This is a genomic window from Arthrobacter sp. APC 3897 (assembly GCF_030407495.1).
Taxonomy (GTDB): domain Bacteria; phylum Actinomycetota; class Actinomycetes; order Actinomycetales; family Micrococcaceae; genus Arthrobacter_B.
In genome coordinates this window covers 1-20000 of record NZ_JASDDG010000031.1, presented here as the reverse complement: position 1 = coordinate 20000, position 20000 = coordinate 1, and the positions used below count along the sequence as shown (strand labels likewise).

Here is a 20000-nt window from a genome sequence, read left to right as displayed (position 1 = left end):
TGTCTACTGCTATCCCTTGGCCGCTGCGTCGTTCACAGCGGAGACGATATCTTCGGCAGAGCCCTGGCCGGCGAGCATGTCCACCACGCCCTTGTTCAGCGCGTTACCGACGTTCTGGCCGAACAGGGTGTCCAGCCACACCGTCACGTACGGCGCGTCGTTGTAGGCCTGGAGGATCGACTGGAGCGCCGGGTCGGTGACAGCTTCCTGGGCGTCCTGGTTAGCGGGGAGGGTCTGGAACGCATCCGCGTAGTCCTCCTGGTATTCCTGCTGCATGAAGAAGTTCAGGAATGCCGTGCATTCTTCCTGCGGCGCCTGCGCCGAGCAGGTGAATCCGTCGACTCCGCCCATCATGGCACCCTCAGCACCGTCGCCTCCGTCAACGGCGGGGAACGGGAACCAGTCCAGGTCTGCCAGCGGCTCCTGGTCCGGGGTCAGCGATGCGATGACGCCCGGGTTCCAGGCACCCATGAGTTCCATGGCTGCTTTGTGATTCGCCAGCAGACCAGCAGAGCTTCCTGCTCCCTGCTGGGCCGAGGTGGTGAGGAATCCGTCGTTGAACGGTTCCGTTTCCACGAACGCTTCCATCTCTTTTCCGGCCTCGACCCAGCACTCGTCGTCAAACTTCTTCGACTCGGCCGCTTCGTTCATCGTGTCCTGCGAGCATGAGCGCAACGCGAAGAAGTAGTACCAGTGGGCAGCAGGCCAGGCGTCTTTGGCGCCGACGGCGACGGGGGCGATTCCGGCAGTCTTGAGTTTGTCTACGGCGGAACCGAGCTCGTCCATTGTCGTCGGAGCCGCGTCGACGCCGGCTTCGGTCAGGAGGTCCTGGCTGTAAAAGATGCCGCCGGGCAGCACGGCGGTCGGCATGCCATAAATCTTGCCGTCGACCTCGAAGGCTTTCAGTACGCCTTCGGGCACAGCGGCCCTGGTGGCGTCGTCGATGGAATCGGTAATATCCATGGCCTGTCCGGCCGCCACCACATCCGCAAGCTTGCCGCCGCCCCGCGCCATAAAGATGTCGGGCGCATCGCCGGAGTTCAGCGCCGTCTGGAGCTTCCCGTCCATTTCCTCGTTCTGGACGGACTGGATCTCGATCTTTACACCGGGGTTCGCCTCCTGGAACGCCGCGACCGTCTTCTCCCAGTGCGCCTTGCCGGCGCCCGTCGTTGAGTTGTGCCAGAACGTCATGGTGACGTCACCGTCTTCTGTTGCTCCGCTGTCGGAGCCACACGCTGACAGACCTCCGAGGGCGATTGCGGCCGCCGCCCCGACTGTCATCAGCTTCCTGATACCGTACTTGTTCATCTTTGAACGCCTCTCGAAAGTTTCGACATTTACGCCGAAAGCATCTAATGTGGTGTGAGCCTAGCAGTGGCACATTTAAACACAAGGGTTTTTCGTAACTAATACAGATTGGACCCCCATGGCCGACTCAGGCGGCAAGGTCAAACTCAACGAATTGGCCGTCGAGGCGGGAGTATCACTCTCCACGGTTTCGAAAGTCCTCAATGGACGATCAGACGTGTCCGCACAGACGCGGGCAAAAATCGAGGAGCTCCTCGGCAAGCACGGATATCAGCGGCGCCCGGGCCTGCCGAACAGAGACAGCTTGATCGAGCTCGTTTTCCCCGAACTCGAGACTGCCTGGGCCATGGAGATCATCCGAGGAGTCGAAAATGTCGCCCGGGCCAACGATTTGAGCGTCGTACTTACCGAGTCCGGTGACCGCCATTCCCCGTCCCCGGCCTGGATCACCGGGGTTCTCCGCCGGCGCCCGGCCGGTGTGGTGCTGCTCTTCGCCGATCTCGCGGCGGAAGCGAAAGCGGCCCTCAAGTCACGTGCCATTCCCTTCGTAATCATCGACCCGGCCGGCGATCCGGCCCCAGATGTCCCTGCGGTCGGGTCGGCGAACTGGTCAGGCGGCCTCGTTGCCACCCGCCATCTCATCGAACTGGGACACACCCGGATTGCCGCGATCACCGGCCGCGACGACATGATGTGCTCCTTCGCCCGCGTCGACGGATACCGATCCGCCATGAACTCGGCCGGACTTGAGATCGATGAACGCTTCGTCCGATTCGGCAACTTCCGGGTCGACGGCGGCCGCCGCATCGCACTCGAACTCCTGACGCTGCCGGACCGCCCCACAGCGATCTTCGCGGGAAGCGACCTCCAGGCGCTTGGCGTCATCGAGGCTGCCAGAACCCTCGGGCTCAGGGTGCCCCTTGACGTGTCCATCGTCGGTTACGACGATCTGCAGCTCGCCCAGTGGTCCAGTCCCGCCCTCACAACCGTGCATCAACCACTGACGGAGATGGCCGAGGAGGCGGCGCGGCTCGTGATCCGCATGAGTGAGGGCGCCCTCGAAACCATCCCCCGGATGGACCTCGCAACCCGGCTCGTCATCCGCGACAGCACGGCCGCACCGGCTGCGGACTGACGGCCGGGGAAGTCAGGCTCATCCCCCGGCGCAGCCCTACAGTTCCGTACCGGCCCAGAGGCCAATCACTGCGGCGGCAACGGAAAGCACGAGCATGCCAATGCCGCTCACGAATGAAGCACCGTAGCGGCCCTTTTTGATCAGCTGCACCGTTTCGTAGCTCGCCGTACTGAAGGTCGTGTAACCGCCCAGAAACCCGGTGCCGAGCACGATGCTGAAGGCAGCAAACGCCAGATGTTCAAGAGTCAGGCCGGTCAGGAAGCCAAGCCCGAGGGAGCCCGAGACATTGATAATCGTCGTCGCCCAGGCGAAAGAGGACTTTTGCCGGGAACGGATGAAGCCGTCCGCCATGAAGCGCACCGCAGCTCCGGCTCCGCCGGCCGCAGTGAGCAGAAGAAAGATCCCGGGGGTCATGCTGCGTCCTGCTGCCGATTGCCACCCGGGTGTCCCGGGCCGCGTCCGGTGACCGCTGCTGCAGCGGCAATACCCGCCCAGGTGGCGCAGGCTCCGATGATCACGGTGGCAAGAGGATAGATGACTGCAGCCCCAGGCCGTCCGCCCAGAAAGAACAGCGCGGTATCGGTGGCCAGCGAGCTGTACGTGGTGAAACCGCCGCAGAACCCGGTGCCCAGAAGCAGCTTCAGGTTCCCGGCGGCGGGGCGCCCGCTGTCCGGACGGGTGACGGCCTCATAGAGCCAGCCGAGGAGGAAAGCGCCGGCCAGGTTGATGATCAGGATGGCCGCCGGCACCTCGCCGAGGTTGGGGATGGCCAGGGACAACCCTCCGCGCCCGGCGGCACCTGCGGCACCTCCGAAGAAGACCAGCCCGATCGATCCCCGGCGCAGATGTGGTGGGCGCATAGCGGGGTTCTCGCTCCTTGCTCGGCAGCCGGGTTTTTACGGTCCGGGACGGCTGCAGCGGTGAAATTCTGCGGGCGTCCGGGGCAACTGTACCTCTCCCGGACGCCGCTCCTGCATTCCCCGCCTCCGGTCTCGGGTGGCCGGCCGGAGGCCGGCCAGTCCGCTTCCGGCAGGCCTGGGCGGGGACCGGGCTGGGCCTAGTGCCGGCCCGGAACCGCAGCCGAGGCCGCAACCGGACCCGGAACCGCTCCTTCCGATGCTGCTGTCCCTGCCGCTGACCCTGCGGCCGCCTGCGGACGCGGGGGAAGCGGAGCCGGTTGAAGCGAGCGGTAGCCGGTCATGGCCGGAGGTTGATCGGTGGGTATCTCGGACAGCATTTCACGCAGGATGCCAACCCCGTGCTCCAGCTGCGGGTCATCGCCGGCCACGTAGGCGTGCGGCGGGAAGGCCACCTCGATGTCCGGCTCCACCCCCCGGTTCTCCACATCCCAGCCAACGCCTCCGGTAAACCAGAAGGCGTACCGCGGCTGGTTGACGGCGGTACCGTCCACGAGGCGGAACCGGCCGTCAATGCCAACGACGCCGCCCCAGGTCCGGGTGCCGATCACGGGTCCGATGCTGCGCAGCTTGGTCGCCTGGGTGATGATGTCGCCGTCGGAACCGGCGAATTCGTCAGTCAGGATCACCACCGGCCCCCGCGGAGCATGGTCCGGATAGGGAGTCGGTTTTCCGCCGCGGGGGTTCGCCCAGGCTGTCACCTTTCGGCCGATCAGTTCGGCCACCAGCTGGGACGTGTGTCCCCCGCGGTTGCGCCGGACGTCCACCACCAGGGCTGCCTTCGAGGCTTCCTGGTCAAGGTCCCGGTGCAGCTGCGACCAGCCGTTGGCCACCATGTCCGGGATGTGCAGGTAACCAAAAGCACCGTCGGAGGCTGCACGGACAATGCGCCGGTTGGCGTGGACCCAGTTCTGGTAGCGGAGGCGTTCCTCACTGCGCAGCGGCACGACGGCGATGCGGCGCTGGGAGGGTGCGCCGTCGTCGTCTGCACGGACAATGGTCAGCTCCACGGTGCGGCCGGCTGCCCCCGCCAGCAGCGGAGCCGGGCCGTCGCTGGCCGGGACCGGCTGTCCGTCAACAGCGGCAATGACGTCGCCGGGGTGAACGTCCGCTCCAGGAGCGCTCAGCGGTGACGCGGCCTGCGGGTCCGAGGACTCGGCACCGAGGATACGCACCACTTCCCAGCCGCCGGCACCGGGACGCAGGTCGGCTCCGAGGAAACCCTGGCTTCCCCAGCCCGGTTCCGTGACCGGAACCGGAGTGACATAGGCGTGCGAGGTGCCCAGCTCTCCGTGCATTTCCCAGAGCAGGTCCACCAGATCATCATGGCCGCCAAGGTTCTGCACCAGCGGGCGGTAGCGGGCGTGGATGCCTTCCCAGTCCAGCCCACCCATGTCCGGCGCCCAGAAGAAATCCCGCTGCAGCCGCCAGGCTTCGTCAAAAGCCTGCCCCCACACCCGGACCGGATCAATCCGCACCCTTATGCGGTCCAGGTCCACCCGCACGTTGTCACCGGAGTCCTCGGCTATCTTGTCTGCGGCAGGAACCACCCGGACGCCGCCGTCGTGGCGCAGCACCACCTTGGCGCCGTCGCCGCTGACCTCGAAGCCGTCCAGGGCCGGAACCAGGACGGACAGCTCCTTCTTCGCCAAGTCGAAGCGTTCCAGCCGCGGGGCGGGGTCCCGGTCCGCGGCGGTGGCCCGGCCGTCGCCGGTTACCCCGTAGATGTCCGCCGCCAGCCAGAGCAGGGCGGAATCAGCCGCCCGAAGCTTCTCATAGCGTCCCTGCGGGACGGGGACAGCAATAATCCGGTCCCCTATCCGTTCAGCGTCCACCACCACAGGTGGAACCGCAGCGGCAATGTTTCCGCTTTCAGCTTTGACCTCATCCGCTGCGCCAACTGCCGCATTACCCGAGACGGAAGGACCAAACGGCGACGGCGTGCCCGCCGCCAGCGCTACCAGGAACGGCTTGGTGGAGGACGGGAAACTCAAATCAAAGCGGTGAGTGTCATAGACGGGATCGAAGCTGCGCTCGGAGAGAAAAGCCAGGTAACGGCCGTCCGGGGTGAACGAAGGATCGTGGTCGGAGAACCGGCCGTCCGTCACATCAATGGCCGGTGCCTCCGTATCCAGCACGGACCGGATCCGGATCCGGGTGCGGCCGTCCGCACTGGACGGTTCCGCCCAGGCAAGCCACTGCGAATCCGGCGAGAAGGCGAGCTGGTCAACGGCACCGAAGCCGGTGGCGGCCACCGGGGACAACCGGGCCGAGGCGACGTCAAGCACAAAGACTTCTCCGTACTCGGTGGCCACACCCACGCGCTTTCCGTCCGGGCTCGGCACCAGCTGGCTGACCCTGGTGGGCCGCTCGAACTCCACGCGGACAGTGTTCTCCGCCGGTTTGACGGCGGCTTCAGACGGCGGAGCCACGGACGCCGGAACGCCCGTGCGGGACTCCGGAGCCGCAGGTGTTGTGTGCCCGGGTGTGCGCGGCAATGAAGCTGACCCGGCCGCGGATACCGGGCTGGGCAGAACCAGGCCCGCGTCGGCGTCGCCGGCGGCAGGTTCCGGGGCGGGCATTGCCTGCGCAGGCCCGGAGCCGGCAGCGGGGCCAAGCGATATCTGGGCGAAGACGTCCTTGATATAGATGGCCTCTTCTCCGTGGCGGTCGGCCACGTAAACGGCCCGCGAATTCCCCAGCGGGCGGCCGAGGCGGGCACGGACAGCGGAGTCAGCCTCAATGACCCGCGCAGGTCCGTCGCGGTGGGTGAGCCAATGCAGTGTGCCGTGGGTTTCCACCACGCTGGCGTTTCCTGCGGCATCGGGAACAACGTCGGCGAGATGCCGGGCAACGTCCAGCGGGCGCGGGCGCCGGGCGGTGCCCGCGGATCCGAGGGCTATGTCCAGCGGCTGGGCTTCAGTGTCCAGTGAAGGCAGGAGCCACAGACGTCCCGCCGATTCGAACACAATGCGGCTGCCGTCCGTGGAGGCATGGCGGACGTAGAAGGTGTCAAAGTCCGTGTGCCGGCGGAGGTCACTGCCCGCGGGCGTCACCGAGTACAGGTTTCCGTATCCCTCGTGGTCGGACAGGAAAACCACCCGGCCGTCAATCCACATGGGGTCCGAAAGATTGCCGTCCAGTTCAGGAACGAGGCGTTCGAATTCACCGTTGCCGTCCGCATCAATCCACAGCTTCCCTGCTGTTCCTCCGCGGTAGCGCTTCCACCAGGCCTGCTCACGGGTGAGCATGCTGCCGATAACCAGCGGGCGTTCGTCGCCCACGGCCGGTCCTTCAGCGATGGTTTCCACCGGGCCGTACGGAAGCTTTGCCGGCGCCGCCCCGTCCAGCGGAACCGTGAAGGCCCAGCGCAGGCGGTTGTCCTCCTGTTCCACGGACGTGGTGGCCATGACCTGCCCCGCAGCGTTGAATCCCTTCAGCCGGGTGCTCTGACTGCCCCAGAAAGTCAGCTGCCGGAAGTTGCCGCCGTCAACGTCCGCCGTGACGATCTCCGGGGCACCTCCCTGGACCACCTGCCAGGCCAGATGCTTTCCGTCGGGTGAGAACTTGGGGCTGCGGGCCGGCAGCTGCATGGAGGAGATCCGCCAGGCACGTCCGCCGGCGACCGGAGCCATCCAGACGTCGTCTTCAGCCACGAAAGTGACGAGGTCGCCATGCAGATCGGGGTAACGGAGGTAAGCAGTTGGACTCATGGAAACGATCCTATCTTTCGGGGACCGCCGGCCCGGTTCATGCAGGCGGTGCCAGAATGTCCTCAATGCGCCAGCCGTCAGCGGCCTGTACCAGTACCAGGACCACGTCCTGGCGGGAAACCGCCGCCACGTTCCGCACCGCTGCACCGCGCGCGTCACGTTCTGCGTAGGCGGAGGTGGAGACGACGGCCCCTATGCTGACTCTGCCTTCCGGCTCCGGGACGGCCTCCCCCGCAGACACAATCTCGACGGCCAGTCCGGAGAGCTCCGTGCCTGCTGCCTGGAGTTTGGCGATTTCCGCCTGATCAGCCTGCATGGCCGGCGAGCGCGGCGCGTTGATGTCCTTGAGCAGAGCCGCGTCAGCCTCGGCGAAGGCACGTGCCCGCAATTCGGCGAGGGCACGCACGGCCGCCACCGGATCGCTGCCGCTGACCATGAGCCGCAGCTCCGAAACCTCAGTCCGGGCCAGCGAAAACTGTTCGGCGGTTTCGCCCGGCTCCGTTGCCGGTCCGCCTGCACCCGGAGAAGCGGGGGTGCCGGCTTCCGAATCGGGGTCCGCGTCCGCGCGCAGGCCCGGGTCTGTGTCCGCCTCAGTAACGGTGGCTGCGCCGGACGCAGTCGGAGGGATCACGGCTTCCCCCGGCGCTGCGCCCTGCAGCATCTGCGGTGCGGCTACCGCTACAGCCCCCAACCCCACGGTGGCCGCCACGAGCGCGGCAGCCGCGCCCAGCAGTACCCGGTTCGGCTGGTGCTTCTCTTCCCGGTGTTCCGGAGAGGATTCCCTGCGTCTCTGCCCCCGGGGTGCACTCCGGACGCGGCGCCGCAAACCCCCGGCGCCGCGTCCCCGCTCCAGCCGTGACCGGGGCGTGTTCAATCCACCAGCGGGACCCGGCTCCTTCGCCAGGGCCAGGTCCAGCGGCTCAGCAGGGATCGATTCAAACACCCGGCGGGCAAACTCCGCAGCATCAGGCCGAAGTTCAGCGTCCTCCTGCAGTCCCGCATCAATCACCTCGGCGAGCGCTGCCGGGAGGTCCGGAACCAGAACAGACAGCGGCAGGCGCCGTTCGGCCGGCGGCAGCGCACGTCCCGTCAGGATGAGCCATCCCACCATGGCCAGGGCCAGGATGTCACCCTCCTTCGAAGCGGCTGATGTCCGTTCCGTTCCCAGCAGACCCGCTGTGCCGAGATCAGCCAGGAGTGGTTTGCCGCTGGAAGTGAACAGGATGTTGCCCGGCGACACCCCGCCGTGGCAGACGTTCAGGGAATGCAGATAAGCGAGCACTGACGCCGCCCCCACCAGCACCGTCACCGCTTCGCCCGGGTGGAGGGCACCGCGGGCCTGCAGCACCCGGCCAAGGGAACCTCCCCGGGCCAGCTCCATCAGCAGCGCCGGCCCATGATCGGTATCAAGGACGGTGTGCACGCGCAGCAGGTTTTCATGCTCGAAACGGGACAGGATGTTCAGCTCCCGCCGGGTTTCGAAGGTGGTCCAGGAACCGCCCGGCGAGGCAGCGGGGACTTTCAGCGCAAAGCGGGCGCCGTCGCTCTCCCGCACTGCCGCCCAGACCCGGGCCGCCGCACCCGAGCCCAGCAGATGCTCGGCCCGGTATCCCTCATCCACTTCCGGGGGGCGGGCCGGAACCGCCGGTTCGTTGAGCTCCATGCACTCTGTTGTAGTCCGAACCGCGGCATCGTGCAGAAGTTATCCACAACGCCCGCCCGGAACCGCCCCTGAATCAGGATGTGATGAAGACCATAGTCGGAACTTCCGCTGAGGCAGTCTAGGCTGTCCCCATGGCATTGGAGTTCCTGCGCATCGGTCTTGCCCCGGATTACGTGGATTATCTGGAGGGCTGGGACCGGCAACGTTCGCTGCATGAACGTGTACGGGCCGGTTCTGCCCCGGACACGGTCCTGCTGCTGGAGCATTCCCCGGTATACACAGCCGGCAAGCGGACCGAGGATCATGAACGGCCTTTTGACGGAACACCCGTAATCCCCGTGGACCGCGGCGGCAAGCTCACCTGGCACGGCCCGGGCCAGCTGGTGGGATACCCCATCCTTCGACTGCCCGACCCCAGCAGGGTCGCAGACTATGTGGCCACGCTTGAGGACGCGATCATTGCGGTGCTCGCCGATTACGGCGTCACCGGTGAACGGGTTGCCGGGCGGTCCGGAGTGTGGGTGCGCGGAGGCGGCCCTGACCGGAAGATTGCCGCCATCGGCATCCGTGTTGACCACGGGGTGACGATGCACGGGTTCTCGCTGAACTGCAGCAATGACCTGGCTCCCTATGCCCAGATTGTGGCCTGCGGAATTACCGACGCGGGAACCACCTCCCTCTCGGCCGAAACCGGCCGGCTTGTCACGCCTGCCGATCTGGTGGCCCGGGTAGAGGACGAACTCCGACGCCGCAGCGACCGCCTTGTCCGCGAACATCCAGTTCGGGCCACGGACACCATCTCCCCGGAACCGGCTGCCGCGGCGCCGGGCCGGTCGAAAGGATCCCTTCTATGACTCTCGCCCCCGAAGGACGCCGTCTGCTGCGCATTGAACAGCGCAACGTGGCCGTACCCGTGGAACGCAAACCGGAGTGGATCAAGGCCAAGGTAACCATTGGCCCCGAGTACGTTCACCTGAAGGAACAGGTCAAGAAGGAAGGCCTGCACACTGTCTGCGAAGAAGCCGGCTGCCCCAATATTTTCGAATGCTGGGAGGACAAGGAAGCTACCTTCCTGATTGGCGGCTCCGAATGCACACGACGCTGTGACTTCTGCCAAATCGATACCGGAAAACCTTCAGCCATAGACCTTTTCGAGCCCACCAAAGTTGCCCGTTCGGTGCAGAAGATGAACCTGCGCTACGCAACGGTCACCGGCGTGGCCCGTGACGACCTCGCAGATGAGGGCGTCTGGCTCTATGCCGAAACCATCCGGAAGATTCACGAACTCAACCCGGGCACCGGCGTCGAAATCCTGATTCCGGACTTTTCCGGCAAGCCCGAGCACATCGAGGCCATCTGCGACGCACGACCCGAGGTTTTTGCCCACAACGTGGAAACCGTGCCGCGGCTCTTCAAGCGCATCCGGCCCGCGTTCCGCTACGAGCGTTCACTTGACGTCATCACCCAGGGGCAGAATCTGGGCATGGTCACCAAGTCAAACCTGATCCTGGGGATGGGGGAAACGCGCGAGGAGATTTCCGGTGCGCTCCGGGACTTGCGCGACGCCGGCTGCGACCTGATCACGATCACCCAGTACCTGCGCCCCAGCGAGCGCCATCTGCCGGTGGACCGGTGGGTGAAGCCGCAGGAGTTTGTGGAGCTCAGCGACGAAGCCACCGAGCTGGGTTTCCTTGGCGTGATGAGCGGCCCGCTGGTCCGCTCTTCCTACCGGGCGGGACGGCTGTGGGCGGGTGCCATGCGCCGTAAAGGCCTTGACCTCCCCCCGGAGCTGGCGCACATCGAGGATTCGGGCTCAACCCTGCAGGAGGCCTCCTCCATTCTCGCCCGGCGCTGACCGCTCTGTACGCCGGGCGCGAACCGGTACCCCCAAACCGCCGGAGTTCTTCATCCCGCGCCGGTTCACGGCACGGACCGGACACGGCGATCACGTAGAATTGAACCACTATGGCCAACAGCACAGATTCCGACGCACCCAAGAGCGCCCGCCGCGGCCTCTTCTCCCGCAAACCCAAAGCAGAGAAGAAGAAAAAAGGCCCGGGGCGCATGAAGCAGATCGCCGACGTCTTCAAGATGACGCGGCGCAACGACCCCAACCTCGTGTGGGTGATGGCAGGCGCGTTCCTGGGCATCGTCGCCGTCGGGCTGCTGATCGGCCTGTTGATCAACAACTGGATCACGATGCTCATCATCGCGGTCCCGCTGGGCCTCCTGGCCGCTGTGTTCATCCTGTCCCGCCGCGCCGAACGAGCCGCGTTCACCCAGATTGAGGGCCAGCCCGGTGCTTCCGGTGCAGCGCTGAGCATCCTGCGCCGCGGCTGGATCCTGGAAGAGCAGCCCGTAGCCGTGAACCCGCGCAGCCAGGAAGCCGTTTTCCGTGCCATCGGCCGCCCGGGCATCGTCCTGGTCACTGAAGGTTCCCCGGGCCGTGCCAAGGCACTGGCCGACGGCGAACGCCGCCGCATGAACCGCATTGCACCCAACGTACCCGTACATGTCATCCAGACCGGGCAGGGCGAAAACCTGACCCCGCTCTCGCAGGTCGCCAAGAAGGCCAAGAAACTGCCGAAGTCACTGACCAAGCAGGAAGTCCAGGCCGTCAACAAGCGCCTTGCCGCCTTGGGCACGCGCCTGCCGATCCCCAAGGGCATTGACCCGTACAAGGCCCGCCCGGACCGCAAAGCTTCACGCGGACGGTAGAGCCTCCACAAACGCTCAACGAATGAAGGACCCCTCCGGCGGAGGGGTCCTTCATTGTTTATGCCGGTGCCTTCCCGCCTCGGGGCGGCGCGGACAACCCTAGTGCTTGACCTTCACCAGGACGGTTCCCATGGCGCGGTCGTGCAGTCCGCGCTGGTCCTCGTCAAACACGACGGCGGGAATCACCAGGCACAGCAGCAGGGTGCGGACGACGGCGGCCAGCGGCCCGGCGGGCCGGCCGTCAAGCTTCTGAACCTGCAGGCTGAACGCGCGGTGGCCAATGCTGTATCCCAGCAGCGACACCAGCACGATCTGTTCCACCGCAAAAATGGCCAGGATGGCGGTGGAGGAGCCGTCAAAAAACGCGTAACCAATCACGGACGCGATGGCCCAGTCAATGATGATCGCGCCCAGCCTCGGGCCCACGCGCCCAATGCTGCCGGGACCGGTCCTGGGCCGGCCCAGGCGCTTGCCCGGCCAGGAATTCTCGTCGGAGGGAGGGCCTTCAAGCCACGAACCTAAACTTCTTCTGTCAACCACCGTTTAAGACTACCCGGCCCGTGTGTTGCGGCGGCCCGAGATGTAAATGCCCGCCTCTGTCCCGTTCACGCTAGGGTGGAGGGGAGACTTCGGTTGCGTAACTTGGCTGAAACACAGCCGTCACGGATGAGAAATTAGTTGGCCCTAGAGTTCTTAGCAGTTGACAGGGATCCCGTTTCCAGCCCGCTGCAGGTCAGGATGTGCAGTCCGGAGTCATCCACCCAATTGTGTAAAAGGAGCAAAGTACCGATGTTCAAAACTGCGGACGAAGTCCTCAAGTTCATCGCTGACGAAGATGTGAAGTTCGTCGACATCCGATTCACCGACCTCCCCGGAGTGCAGCAGCACTTCAACGTACCGGCGAAGTCCGTAGATGCCGACTTCTTCATCAACGGCCAGCTCTTCGACGGGTCTTCCATCCGCGGGTTCCAGGGCATCGCCGAATCCGACATGCAGCTGATTCCGGACGTCACCACGGCGTTCCTGGATCCGTTCCGCATGGAAAAGACCCTGGCGCTGAACTTCTCCATCGTCAATCCCCGCACCGGCGAGCCCTACCACCGCGACCCGCGCGGCGTCGCCGAGCGCGCCGAAGCGTACCTGGCTTCCACCGGCATCGCCGACACCGCATTCTTCGCGCCCGAGGCCGAGTTCTTTGTCTTCGACAACGTGCAGTACGAGTCCTCTCCGCAAGGCAGCTTCTACAAGGTGGACTCCATTGAGGCACCGTGGAACAGCGGCCGCGAGGAAGAGGGCGGAAACCTCGGCAACAAGACTCCGTTCAAGGGCGGCTACTTCCCGGTGGCTCCCGTGGACAAGCAGGCGGACCTTCGCGACGCGATCTGCGTGGAGCTGGACAACGCCGGCCTTGAGGTTGAGCGCGCCCACCATGAGGTTGGCGGCGCCGGCCAGGCCGAGATCAACTACAAGTTCACCACCATGACCCATGCTGCCGATGACCTGCTGAAGTTCAAGTACATCGTCAAGAACGTCTCCGACGCCTGGGGCAAGTCCGCTACGTTCATGCCGAAGCCCGTCTTCGGTGACAACGGCTCGGGCATGCACTGCCACCAGTCGCTGTGGAACGGCTCCACTCCCCTGTTCTACGACGAGAAGGGCTACGCCGGCCTGTCCGACGTCGCGCGGTGGTACATTGGCGGCCTCCTCAAGCACGCTTCCGCCGTCATGGCCTTCACCAACCCGACGGTTAACTCTTACCGCCGGCTGGTCAAGGGCTTCGAGGCTCCGGTCAACATGGTGTACTCGCAGGGCAACCGCTCCGCCGGTATCCGCATCCCGATCACGGGTTCCAACCCCAAGGCCAAGCGCATTGAGTTCCGCGCTCCGGATGCTTCCTCGAACCCGTACCTGGCGTTCGCAGCACAGCTGATGGCCGGCCTCGACGGAATCAAGAACCGCATCGAGCCCGCCGACCCGATCGATAAGGACCTCTACGAGCTTCCCCCGGAAGAGGCCCGCGGCATCCAGCTGGCCCCCGGATCCCTCGAAGAGGCCCTCGACGCCCTGGAGAACGACAACGAGTTCCTCCAGGCCGGCGGCGTCTTCACCCAGGACCTGATCGATACCTGGATCGAATACAAGCGTGAATACGAGATCAAGCCGCTCATGCTGCGCCCGAACCCGTACGAGTTCGAGCTGTACTACGGCTGCTAAGCCCTAGCGCGCAAGGCAGCGGGTCCGCCCGCTGAAGAGCCCGTACCGTCTGCCAAACTCCGGCCGACGGTGCGGGCTCTTTCCTTTCCGCCCGCGAAAGTCAGGCAACCTTGCGGCGGTACTTGGCAGCCGCGAGGACGTATCCCAGCAGCAGGATCCCCACGAGCCAGGCGAGGGCTGCCCAGATTCCGCTGCCCACCGGCTGCTGTTCGAACAGGGCCCGGAGCGTGTCCACGATGGACGTGACGGGCTGGTGCTGTGCAAACCACCCCACCGGGCCCGGCATCGAATCGGTGGGCACAAACGCCGAGCTGATGAACGGGAGAAAGATCAACGGGTAGCTGAACGCACTCGCCCCGTCCACGGTTTTTGCCGAGAGCCCGGCCAGGACAGCAATCCAGGTCAACGACAGGATAAACAGCACCAGGATTCCGGTAACCGCGAGCCAGGGGGCAACGGACGCGCCGGTCCGGAAACCCATGATCAGCGCCACTGCCAGAACGACGGCGACGGCGGCCAGGTTTGCTGCCAGTGACGTGAACACATGAGCCCACAGCAGACTGGATCTGGCTATCGGCATGGAGGAAAAGCGTTCGAAGATGCCGCCCTGCAAATCCATGAACAGCCGGAAGGATGTGTAGGCGACACCGGAGGCAATGGTGATCAGCAGGATGCCGGGAAGCATGTAGTCCAGGTACGGCTCACCGGATCCGGTGGTAATTGCGCCGCCCAGGACATACACAAAGAGCAGCATCAGAGCCACCGGAGTGACGGCGGTGGTGATGACCGTGTCCGGGCTGCGCAGAATGTGGCGCAGCGACCGCCCGGTCAGCACCCGCGTGTTGTTGAGCATAAGGGAGCTCATGGCTGGTCCTTTCCGCCGTCGTCACCCACGAGGGCAAGAAAAACATCCTCGAGCGAGGGCTGCTTCTCGATGTACTCGACCTTGGCCGCGGGAAGGAGCTGCTTCAGCTCAGTAAGGGTGCCGCTTTGGATCACGGCGCCCCGGTGGAGGACCGCAATCCGGTCGGCCAGGTGCTCGGCCTCCTCGAGGTTCTGGGTGGTGAGCAGCACTGTGGTGCCGCTGCCCGCGAGTTCGCGGACCATCCGCCACACCTCGTTGCGCGCCTGGGGGTCAAGCCCGGTGGTTGGCTCATCCAGGAAGATGACCGGTGGATTACCCGTCAGGCTCATGGCAATGTCGAGCCGCCGGCGCATTCCGCCCGAGTAGGTGCCTGCCCTCCGACCGCCTGCATCCGAGAGCGAAAAACGGGTCAGGAGGCCGTCGGCGATTCCGCCGGGGCCGTCGAGCCGGCGAAGTTTGGCCATGAGGACGAGGTTCTCCCTGCCGGTAAGCACCTCGTCGACAGCGGCAAACTGTCCGGTCAGGCTGATGCATTCGCGCACCCGCCCGGGTTCACTGCCGACGTCGAAGCCGCAGACAGCGGCGGTGCCGGCGTCGGCCCTCAGGGTGGTTGCCAGGATGCGCACCAGCGTGGTTTTGCCGGCGCCGTTGGACCCCAGCAGCGCAAAGATGCTCCCGGCCGCCACCTCAAAGTCCACGCCACGCAGCACGCGAACATTGTGAAACGATTTTTCGATGCCCCGAACCCGTACCGCTGGTGCAGTGGCTTGGTTTTGCGTCATGGTCCCGGCCTTCCGCCGTGGTTACGCTTCCTCTGCGGCCTGGTCAATGGCCTCGTTGAGGCGCCTGCGCTCCTTGTTGATCCACTGACCGTCCGTATAGTTCCGGAGAAAGTCCTCGGCGAACTCCACCGGGTCCTCTCCGACGATGCCGCGGATCGGAGTTCCGTCAGCAGCTGCTCCCTCAAACAGGTCGGCAAGATCCTCGACCATCTGCAGGAAGACATCACTCTTTGCAATCGTTCCGGCGTACGTGATGTAGCGCTCCAGCCCCTCAATAGCCGTGCGGTACCCCGGAGGCAGCTGGGCTTTGCGGGCTTTGTACTTCCGCCAGCGCTTCTTGTCCTCACTCACGCCGATGACCTGCCCGATCCATTTTGCGGTCATGGTGACAGCCCTTCCTCCTGCGTGTGCTCCGCCATGCGGTGAAGCTCTCTGATCCGCCCGGCCAGGAAGTCCCAGGATCCCCAGAAGTCTTCGAGGTACTCCCGGCCTGCGGCATTTAGCGAGTAGACCTTGCGGGGCGGCCCCTTTTCCGACGCGATCCTTTCAACGTCCACAAGTCCGCGCTTCTCAATTCGGACCAGCAGCGCATACACGGTGCCTTCCACAATGTCCGAAAACCCCTGTTCGCGCAGCCTGGCGGTAATTTCGTAGCCGTACGCCGGCCGCACAGCCAGCAGGGCAAGGACGATGCCCTCCAAGGTGCCTTTGAGCATCTCGGTCATTTGCTTACCCATGCGGTCCCGCCCTGTACTTGGTGTTACTAACTACCACTAAATAGTAACGCTATGTAGTTGAGGGTCAAGGGGTCCGGGGCACACAAAAACCCGCAAGCCCCCCGGGGATGAATCCGGTCAGGGCCAGCGGGTTGGCGTTAAAAGCTGCGGTTGGTATCCGGGCGGGATTCCCGGCACTTCGTCAGGACAACATCCCGGTGCTTACCGAGGGATCTGCGGTAGCGCTGTTCAGCATACTGATTTCAGCGGCCGAAACCCCTCCGGCTACAAGGGTGCAGCCAAGGACAATGGCTGCCATTTGTGCCTTTACTGATGAATTCGTCCTGCGGCGGGTCTTGGCGACATGCTTCAGCATGGGTGAATCTCCAATCGATTGGTGGTGCATTCCTTCGTGAACGGATGCCTTCCGGCTGGCATGCAAGCGCACGGATGCGGCGTCTCTGCGCCGAATGGGGAATGCGGATACTGCTCCTGCCGGGAAGGCAGTGCGGCTGCTGCAGTGCAGTCTTTGACGTACAGCGCGGCCGCTGCAGTGCAGGGCGGCGTCTTTCGGCGAAGGCCGATGCGCCGCAATCCCTGTCTGTTAAAAGCCTAGGAGCCTTTCGGAACTTCCACAACGTGGGTCTGGTCACTGCACCCTCCGCCGGTCCGGCAGAAACGACGACGGCGGCCGTCCCCTACCGGGGACGGCCGCCGTCGCTCGGGTGCCGCGGAGAATCCGCGGGCACCGGGTATGCGGGTTAAAGCACCTTCGCGAGGAAGTCCTGCAGGCGCGGCTGCTCGGGCTGGGAGAACAGCTTCTCCGGCACACCCTCCTCGACAATGTAGCCGTCGGCCATGAAGATCACACGGTCGGCTACTTCACGGGCAAAGCCCATCTCATGGGTCACCACCACCATGGTCATGCCGGCCTTGGCCAAGTCGCGGATCACCTGCAGCACCTCGCCCACCATCTCCGGGTCCAGGGCCGATGTGGCTTCGTCGAACAGCATGATGTCAGGAGCCATCGCCAGCGCACGGGCAATCGCCACACGCTGCTTCTGGCCGCCGGAGAGCTGCGCCGGACGGGCGTCGGCTTTGTCCGCCAGGCCCACCTGGTCCAGGAGGCGCAGGGCGTTGGCGCGGACCTCGGCCTTGGAACCCTTCTTCAGTTCCAGCGGTGCCAGCATGACGTTCTGCAGCACGCTCATGTGCGGGAACAGGTTGAAGTGCTGGAAGACCATGCCGATATTCTGGCGCACCTTGTTCAGGTCCACCTTGGGATCGGTCAGGTTGAAACCGTTGACCTCCACCTCGCCGGCGGTGATGTCTTCGAGCTTGTTCAGGCAGCGCAGGAAGGTGGACTTGCCGGAGCCTGACGGGCCGATCACGCACACCACCTCGCCCTCGGCGACAGTGACGTCCAGGCCCTTGAGGACCTCATTGGAGCCGTAGGACTTGCGCAGTCCGCGGGTTTGGATCTTGCTCACTTGTTGAACCTCTTATCCAAGACGTCCGCCAGCTTGGTCAGCAGCGTAATGACGATGAAGTACAGGGCACCGACGATCAGCAGCACCTCAGCGGTGCGGAAGTTCACGGCGTAGATCTGCTGGGCCTGGTAGGTCAGTTCGGCGAAGCCAATGACTGCCAGCAGCGACGTATCCTTCAGCGTAATGACGAACTGGTTGATGAAGGAGGGGGTCATGATCTTCACGGCCTGCGGAATGATGACCTTCTGCATGGTCTTGCCGTAACCCAGGCCCAGGCTCCGGGCAGCCTCCATTTGTCCCGGGTCCACGGACTGGATACCGCCGCGGACAATCTCCGTCATGTAGGCACCGGCGTTCAGCGACAGGGTCAGGACGCCGGCGGTGAGTACGTCAACCGGCTGGCCGATCAGCTGCGGCAGTCCGAAGTAAAAGAAGAACGCCTGCACCAGCACCGGGGTGCCGCGGAAAATGCTCACATAGGTGGTGGCAATGCCGCGCAGGATCACATTGGAGCTCACCTTGAAGAAGCCGAAGAGAACACCCAGTATCAGGGCGAAGACCAGCGACAGCGCAGTGGCCAGCAGCGTCAGGCCCATGCCCTTGGCAAAGGCAGGGATGTTCTCCGTGAGCAGGGACCAGAAACTGGAATCCTTGGCACCGGCTTCGAGGTAGCGGTCCAGGATCTCATCGTATTCGCCGCTGGCCTTCAGCTCGGCGAGGCCGGAGTTGAAGGCTTCCAGGAGCTCGGGGCTGGTGCCCTTGTTGACGGCGAAGCCGTAGGAGGAACCGGCCTCCTTCTCCGTAACGGTCTTGAGCCCGTTGCCGGATGCCACGCCGTACGCCAGAACCGGGTAGTCGTCGAAGACTGCCACCGAACCGCCGGACTTCACGTCGTCGTACATCTGCGCCGACTGGGCGAAGGCCACAACGGTGAAGCCGTACTGATCCTTGATCGACTCCGCGAAGGTCTGGCCCTCGGTGCCGGTCTTGACCGCCACACGCTGGCCGGCCAGGTCCTCGTAGCCGGACACGTCATTGTTGCTCTCGGCGACAGCCATCTGGATGCCGGACTCGAAGTACGGGTCGGAGAAGTCGAACACCTTCCGGCGTTCCTCAGTGATGGACATGCCGGCGATGACGCCGTCCACCTGGTTGGACTGCAGTGCCTGCAGTGCCGCGTCAAAGCCGAGGGAGCGGATGTCTACGCTGAAACCCTCCTCCTCGGCGATGGCGTTGATCAGGTCCATGTCGATGCCCACCAGTTCGCCGTCCTGGCGGAATTCAAAGGGGGCAAAGGTGGTATCGGTGCCGACGGAGTAGCTCTCGCCCTCCGCGGTCTTGGGGGCTTCTGCTGCAAATGCCCCGGTTGCGGGGACGCCAAGGAGCAGTGCGAGGGCCGCGGTCACCGCGATGAAGGGCGCGGCGAACCTAGCCCGGCCCCTGGGGGCCCGTTTGCCAGTGTGCAAGGTGAAAACGTCTCCTAGAAGTTCCGAATCGGCAAAGAAATGCCGATAATGCCTCATAGAGCCTACCCAGCGTCAGGCTCAGGAACTAACCGGGAGACCGCCGGGAATCTGACAGCCTGCTGTCGGAACCGCGCCGGAAACAGAGTCAGTGGGTGTTGTAGCCGTAGAACCAACGTTCGAAAACAGCCCTGGATCGGCGGGTAATCCGCAGGTAGTCCTCCTCCAGGTCGCCGCCCTGGCCGGAACCGTAACCGCACCAGCGGGCTACCGCTTCCAGCTCCTGGCGTGACGAAGGCAACACGTCCGGGTACCTTCCGCCGCGGATGACATTGGCACTGCGGATCCTGCTTGCCAGCAGCCACGCCTCGCGCAGGATTCCCGCATCCGCCTCGGGCAGCAGGCCTGCCGCCGCCAGAGCGTCCAGGGCCGGCAGCGTGGATGTGGTGCGCAGTTCAGGATGGGCTCCGGCGTGTTCCAGCTGCAGCAGCTGCACCAGCCACTCGACGTCGCTCAGCGCTCCCCGGCCAAGTTTGAGCTGCCGCGAGGGATCGGCGCCGCGGGGCAGGCGTTCATTTTCGACGCGTGCTTTGATCCGCCGGACCTCAACGATGTCCTGCTCACTGACACCCGCCGAATAGCGGATCGGATCGATCAGGGCGATGAAGTCGGCGGCGAGGTTATCGCTGCCGGCCATGGGCCGGGCCCGCAGCAGTGCCTGCGCTTCCCAGATCAGCGACCAGCGGCTGTAGTACTCGCGGTAGGAACCCAGGCTGCGGACCAGCGGCCCGTTGCGCCCCTCAGGGCGCAGGCCTGCATCCAGGACCAGTACTTTTTCAGCCAGGATGGCAGGGGTGCACGGCTGCTGCAGCAGGGCTGAGAGCTGGCCGACAATCCGCTCGGCCTGGGACTGTGCAGCACCCGGCTCGGCGCCCGGCAGCGCCCGGTGGACGTAGAGCACATCCGCATCGGATCCGTAGCCGATTTCCCGCCCGCCCTGCCGGCCCATGGCCACC

17 protein-coding genes and 1 pseudogene are annotated in these 20000 nt (G+C 64.9%); 5 read left to right on the top strand and 13 right to left on the bottom strand.

The window, feature by feature from the left end; genetic code table 11:
• Nucleotides 1-9: 9 nt before the first annotated feature.
• Complete coding sequence (locus QMA10_RS14555) at nucleotides 10-1281, bottom strand: extracellular solute-binding protein (RefSeq protein WP_290169453.1); 1272 nt, start codon at nucleotides 1279-1281, stop codon at nucleotides 10-12.
• Between the two features lie 145 nt (nucleotides 1282-1426).
• Here QMA10_RS14555 and QMA10_RS14550 point away from each other — a divergent pair, with 145 nt between their 5' ends.
• Nucleotides 1427-2443: a LacI family DNA-binding transcriptional regulator gene (locus tag QMA10_RS14550; RefSeq protein WP_290169452.1), complete on the top strand. Its 1017-nt coding sequence runs from the start codon at nucleotides 1427-1429 to the stop codon at nucleotides 2441-2443.
• Between the two features lie 36 nt (nucleotides 2444-2479).
• Here the strand turns inward: QMA10_RS14550 and crcB are convergent, their stop codons facing one another.
• The 4 genes from crcB to QMA10_RS14530 form a co-directional block, all read right to left on the bottom strand.
• Nucleotides 2480-2857, bottom strand: coding sequence for a fluoride efflux transporter CrcB (gene crcB, locus QMA10_RS14545; protein WP_290169451.1), 378 nt, complete (start codon nucleotides 2855-2857; stop codon nucleotides 2480-2482).
• Nucleotides 2854-3303: a CrcB family protein gene (locus QMA10_RS14540; RefSeq protein WP_290169449.1), complete on the bottom strand. Its 450-nt coding sequence runs from the start codon at nucleotides 3301-3303 to the stop codon at nucleotides 2854-2856. Before QMA10_RS14540 ends, crcB begins: the two co-directional genes overlap by 4 nt.
• Before the next feature lie 197 nt (nucleotides 3304-3500).
• Nucleotides 3501-7073 carry a S41 family peptidase gene (locus QMA10_RS14535; protein WP_290169447.1) on the bottom strand — a complete coding sequence of 1191 codons (3573 nt, stop codon included), beginning with the start codon at nucleotides 7071-7073 and terminating at the stop codon, nucleotides 3501-3503.
• A 37-nt stretch (nucleotides 7074-7110) separates the two neighbouring features.
• Nucleotides 7111-8736, bottom strand: a complete 1626-nt coding sequence (locus QMA10_RS14530; protein WP_290169445.1) for a protein kinase — start codon at nucleotides 8734-8736, stop codon at nucleotides 7111-7113.
• Nucleotides 8737-8867: 131 nt separating this feature from the next.
• Between QMA10_RS14530 and lipB the strand changes: the two genes are divergently transcribed.
• The 3 genes from lipB to QMA10_RS14515 all read left to right on the top strand — a co-directional run bounded on the left by lipB (nucleotide 8868) and on the right by QMA10_RS14515 (nucleotide 11454).
• Nucleotides 8868-9590 carry a lipoyl(octanoyl) transferase LipB gene (gene lipB / locus QMA10_RS14525; protein ID WP_290169444.1) on the top strand — a complete coding sequence of 241 codons (723 nt, stop codon included), beginning with the start codon at nucleotides 8868-8870 and terminating at the stop codon, nucleotides 9588-9590.
• Nucleotides 9587-10591 carry a lipoyl synthase gene (lipA, locus tag QMA10_RS14520; RefSeq protein ID WP_290169441.1) on the top strand — a complete coding sequence of 335 codons (1005 nt, stop codon included), beginning with the start codon at nucleotides 9587-9589 and terminating at the stop codon, nucleotides 10589-10591. Before lipB ends, lipA begins: the two co-directional genes overlap by 4 nt.
• 110 nt (nucleotides 10592-10701) lie before the next feature.
• Nucleotides 10702-11454 carry a DUF4191 domain-containing protein gene (locus tag QMA10_RS14515; protein WP_290169439.1) on the top strand — a complete coding sequence of 251 codons (753 nt, stop codon included), beginning with the start codon at nucleotides 10702-10704 and terminating at the stop codon, nucleotides 11452-11454.
• A 99-nt stretch (nucleotides 11455-11553) separates the two neighbouring features.
• On the opposite strand, the gene QMA10_RS14510 is transcribed toward QMA10_RS14515, so the two are convergent.
• Nucleotides 11554-11994: an RDD family protein gene (locus QMA10_RS14510; RefSeq protein WP_290169436.1), complete on the bottom strand. Its 441-nt coding sequence runs from the start codon at nucleotides 11992-11994 to the stop codon at nucleotides 11554-11556.
• 249 nt (nucleotides 11995-12243) lie between these two features.
• On the opposite strand from QMA10_RS14510, the gene glnA reads away from it, so the two are divergent.
• Nucleotides 12244-13668, top strand: coding sequence for a type I glutamate--ammonia ligase (glnA, locus tag QMA10_RS14505; protein ID WP_290169434.1), 1425 nt, complete (start codon nucleotides 12244-12246; stop codon nucleotides 13666-13668).
• A gap of 100 nt (nucleotides 13669-13768) precedes the next feature.
• Here glnA and QMA10_RS14500 read toward each other — a convergent pair whose 3' ends face one another.
• From QMA10_RS14500 to QMA10_RS14470, 7 genes and pseudogenes are all read right to left on the bottom strand, one after another.
• Nucleotides 13769-14533 carry an ABC transporter permease gene (locus QMA10_RS14500; protein ID WP_290169432.1) on the bottom strand — a complete coding sequence of 255 codons (765 nt, stop codon included), beginning with the start codon at nucleotides 14531-14533 and terminating at the stop codon, nucleotides 13769-13771.
• The gene (locus QMA10_RS14495; protein ID WP_290169431.1) at nucleotides 14530-15315 is read right to left on the bottom strand and encodes an ATP-binding cassette domain-containing protein; all 786 of its coding nucleotides are present in this window, start codon (nucleotides 15313-15315) and stop codon (nucleotides 14530-14532) included. The genes QMA10_RS14500 and QMA10_RS14495 overlap by 4 nt, the downstream gene beginning before the upstream one ends.
• A gap of 21 nt (nucleotides 15316-15336) precedes the next feature.
• On the bottom strand, nucleotides 15337-15699 hold the full coding sequence (locus QMA10_RS14490) for a DUF1048 domain-containing protein (protein WP_290169430.1): 363 nt from the start codon (nucleotides 15697-15699) through the stop codon (nucleotides 15337-15339).
• On the bottom strand, nucleotides 15696-16052 hold the full coding sequence (locus QMA10_RS14485) for a PadR family transcriptional regulator (protein WP_290169429.1): 357 nt from the start codon (nucleotides 16050-16052) through the stop codon (nucleotides 15696-15698). The genes QMA10_RS14490 and QMA10_RS14485 overlap by 4 nt, the downstream gene beginning before the upstream one ends.
• 740 nt (nucleotides 16053-16792) lie before the next feature.
• Nucleotides 16793-17521, bottom strand: coding sequence for an amino acid ABC transporter ATP-binding protein (locus QMA10_RS14480; protein WP_290169427.1), 729 nt, complete (start codon nucleotides 17519-17521; stop codon nucleotides 16793-16795).
• Nucleotides 17518-18987, bottom strand: coding sequence for an amino acid ABC transporter substrate-binding protein/permease (locus tag QMA10_RS14475; RefSeq protein ID WP_290169424.1), 1470 nt, complete (start codon nucleotides 18985-18987; stop codon nucleotides 17518-17520). Before QMA10_RS14475 ends, QMA10_RS14480 begins: the two co-directional genes overlap by 4 nt.
• Before the next feature lie 145 nt (nucleotides 18988-19132).
• A pseudogene (locus tag QMA10_RS14470) lies at nucleotides 19133-20000 on the bottom strand (bifunctional glutamine-synthetase adenylyltransferase/deadenyltransferase); the annotation flags it as partial.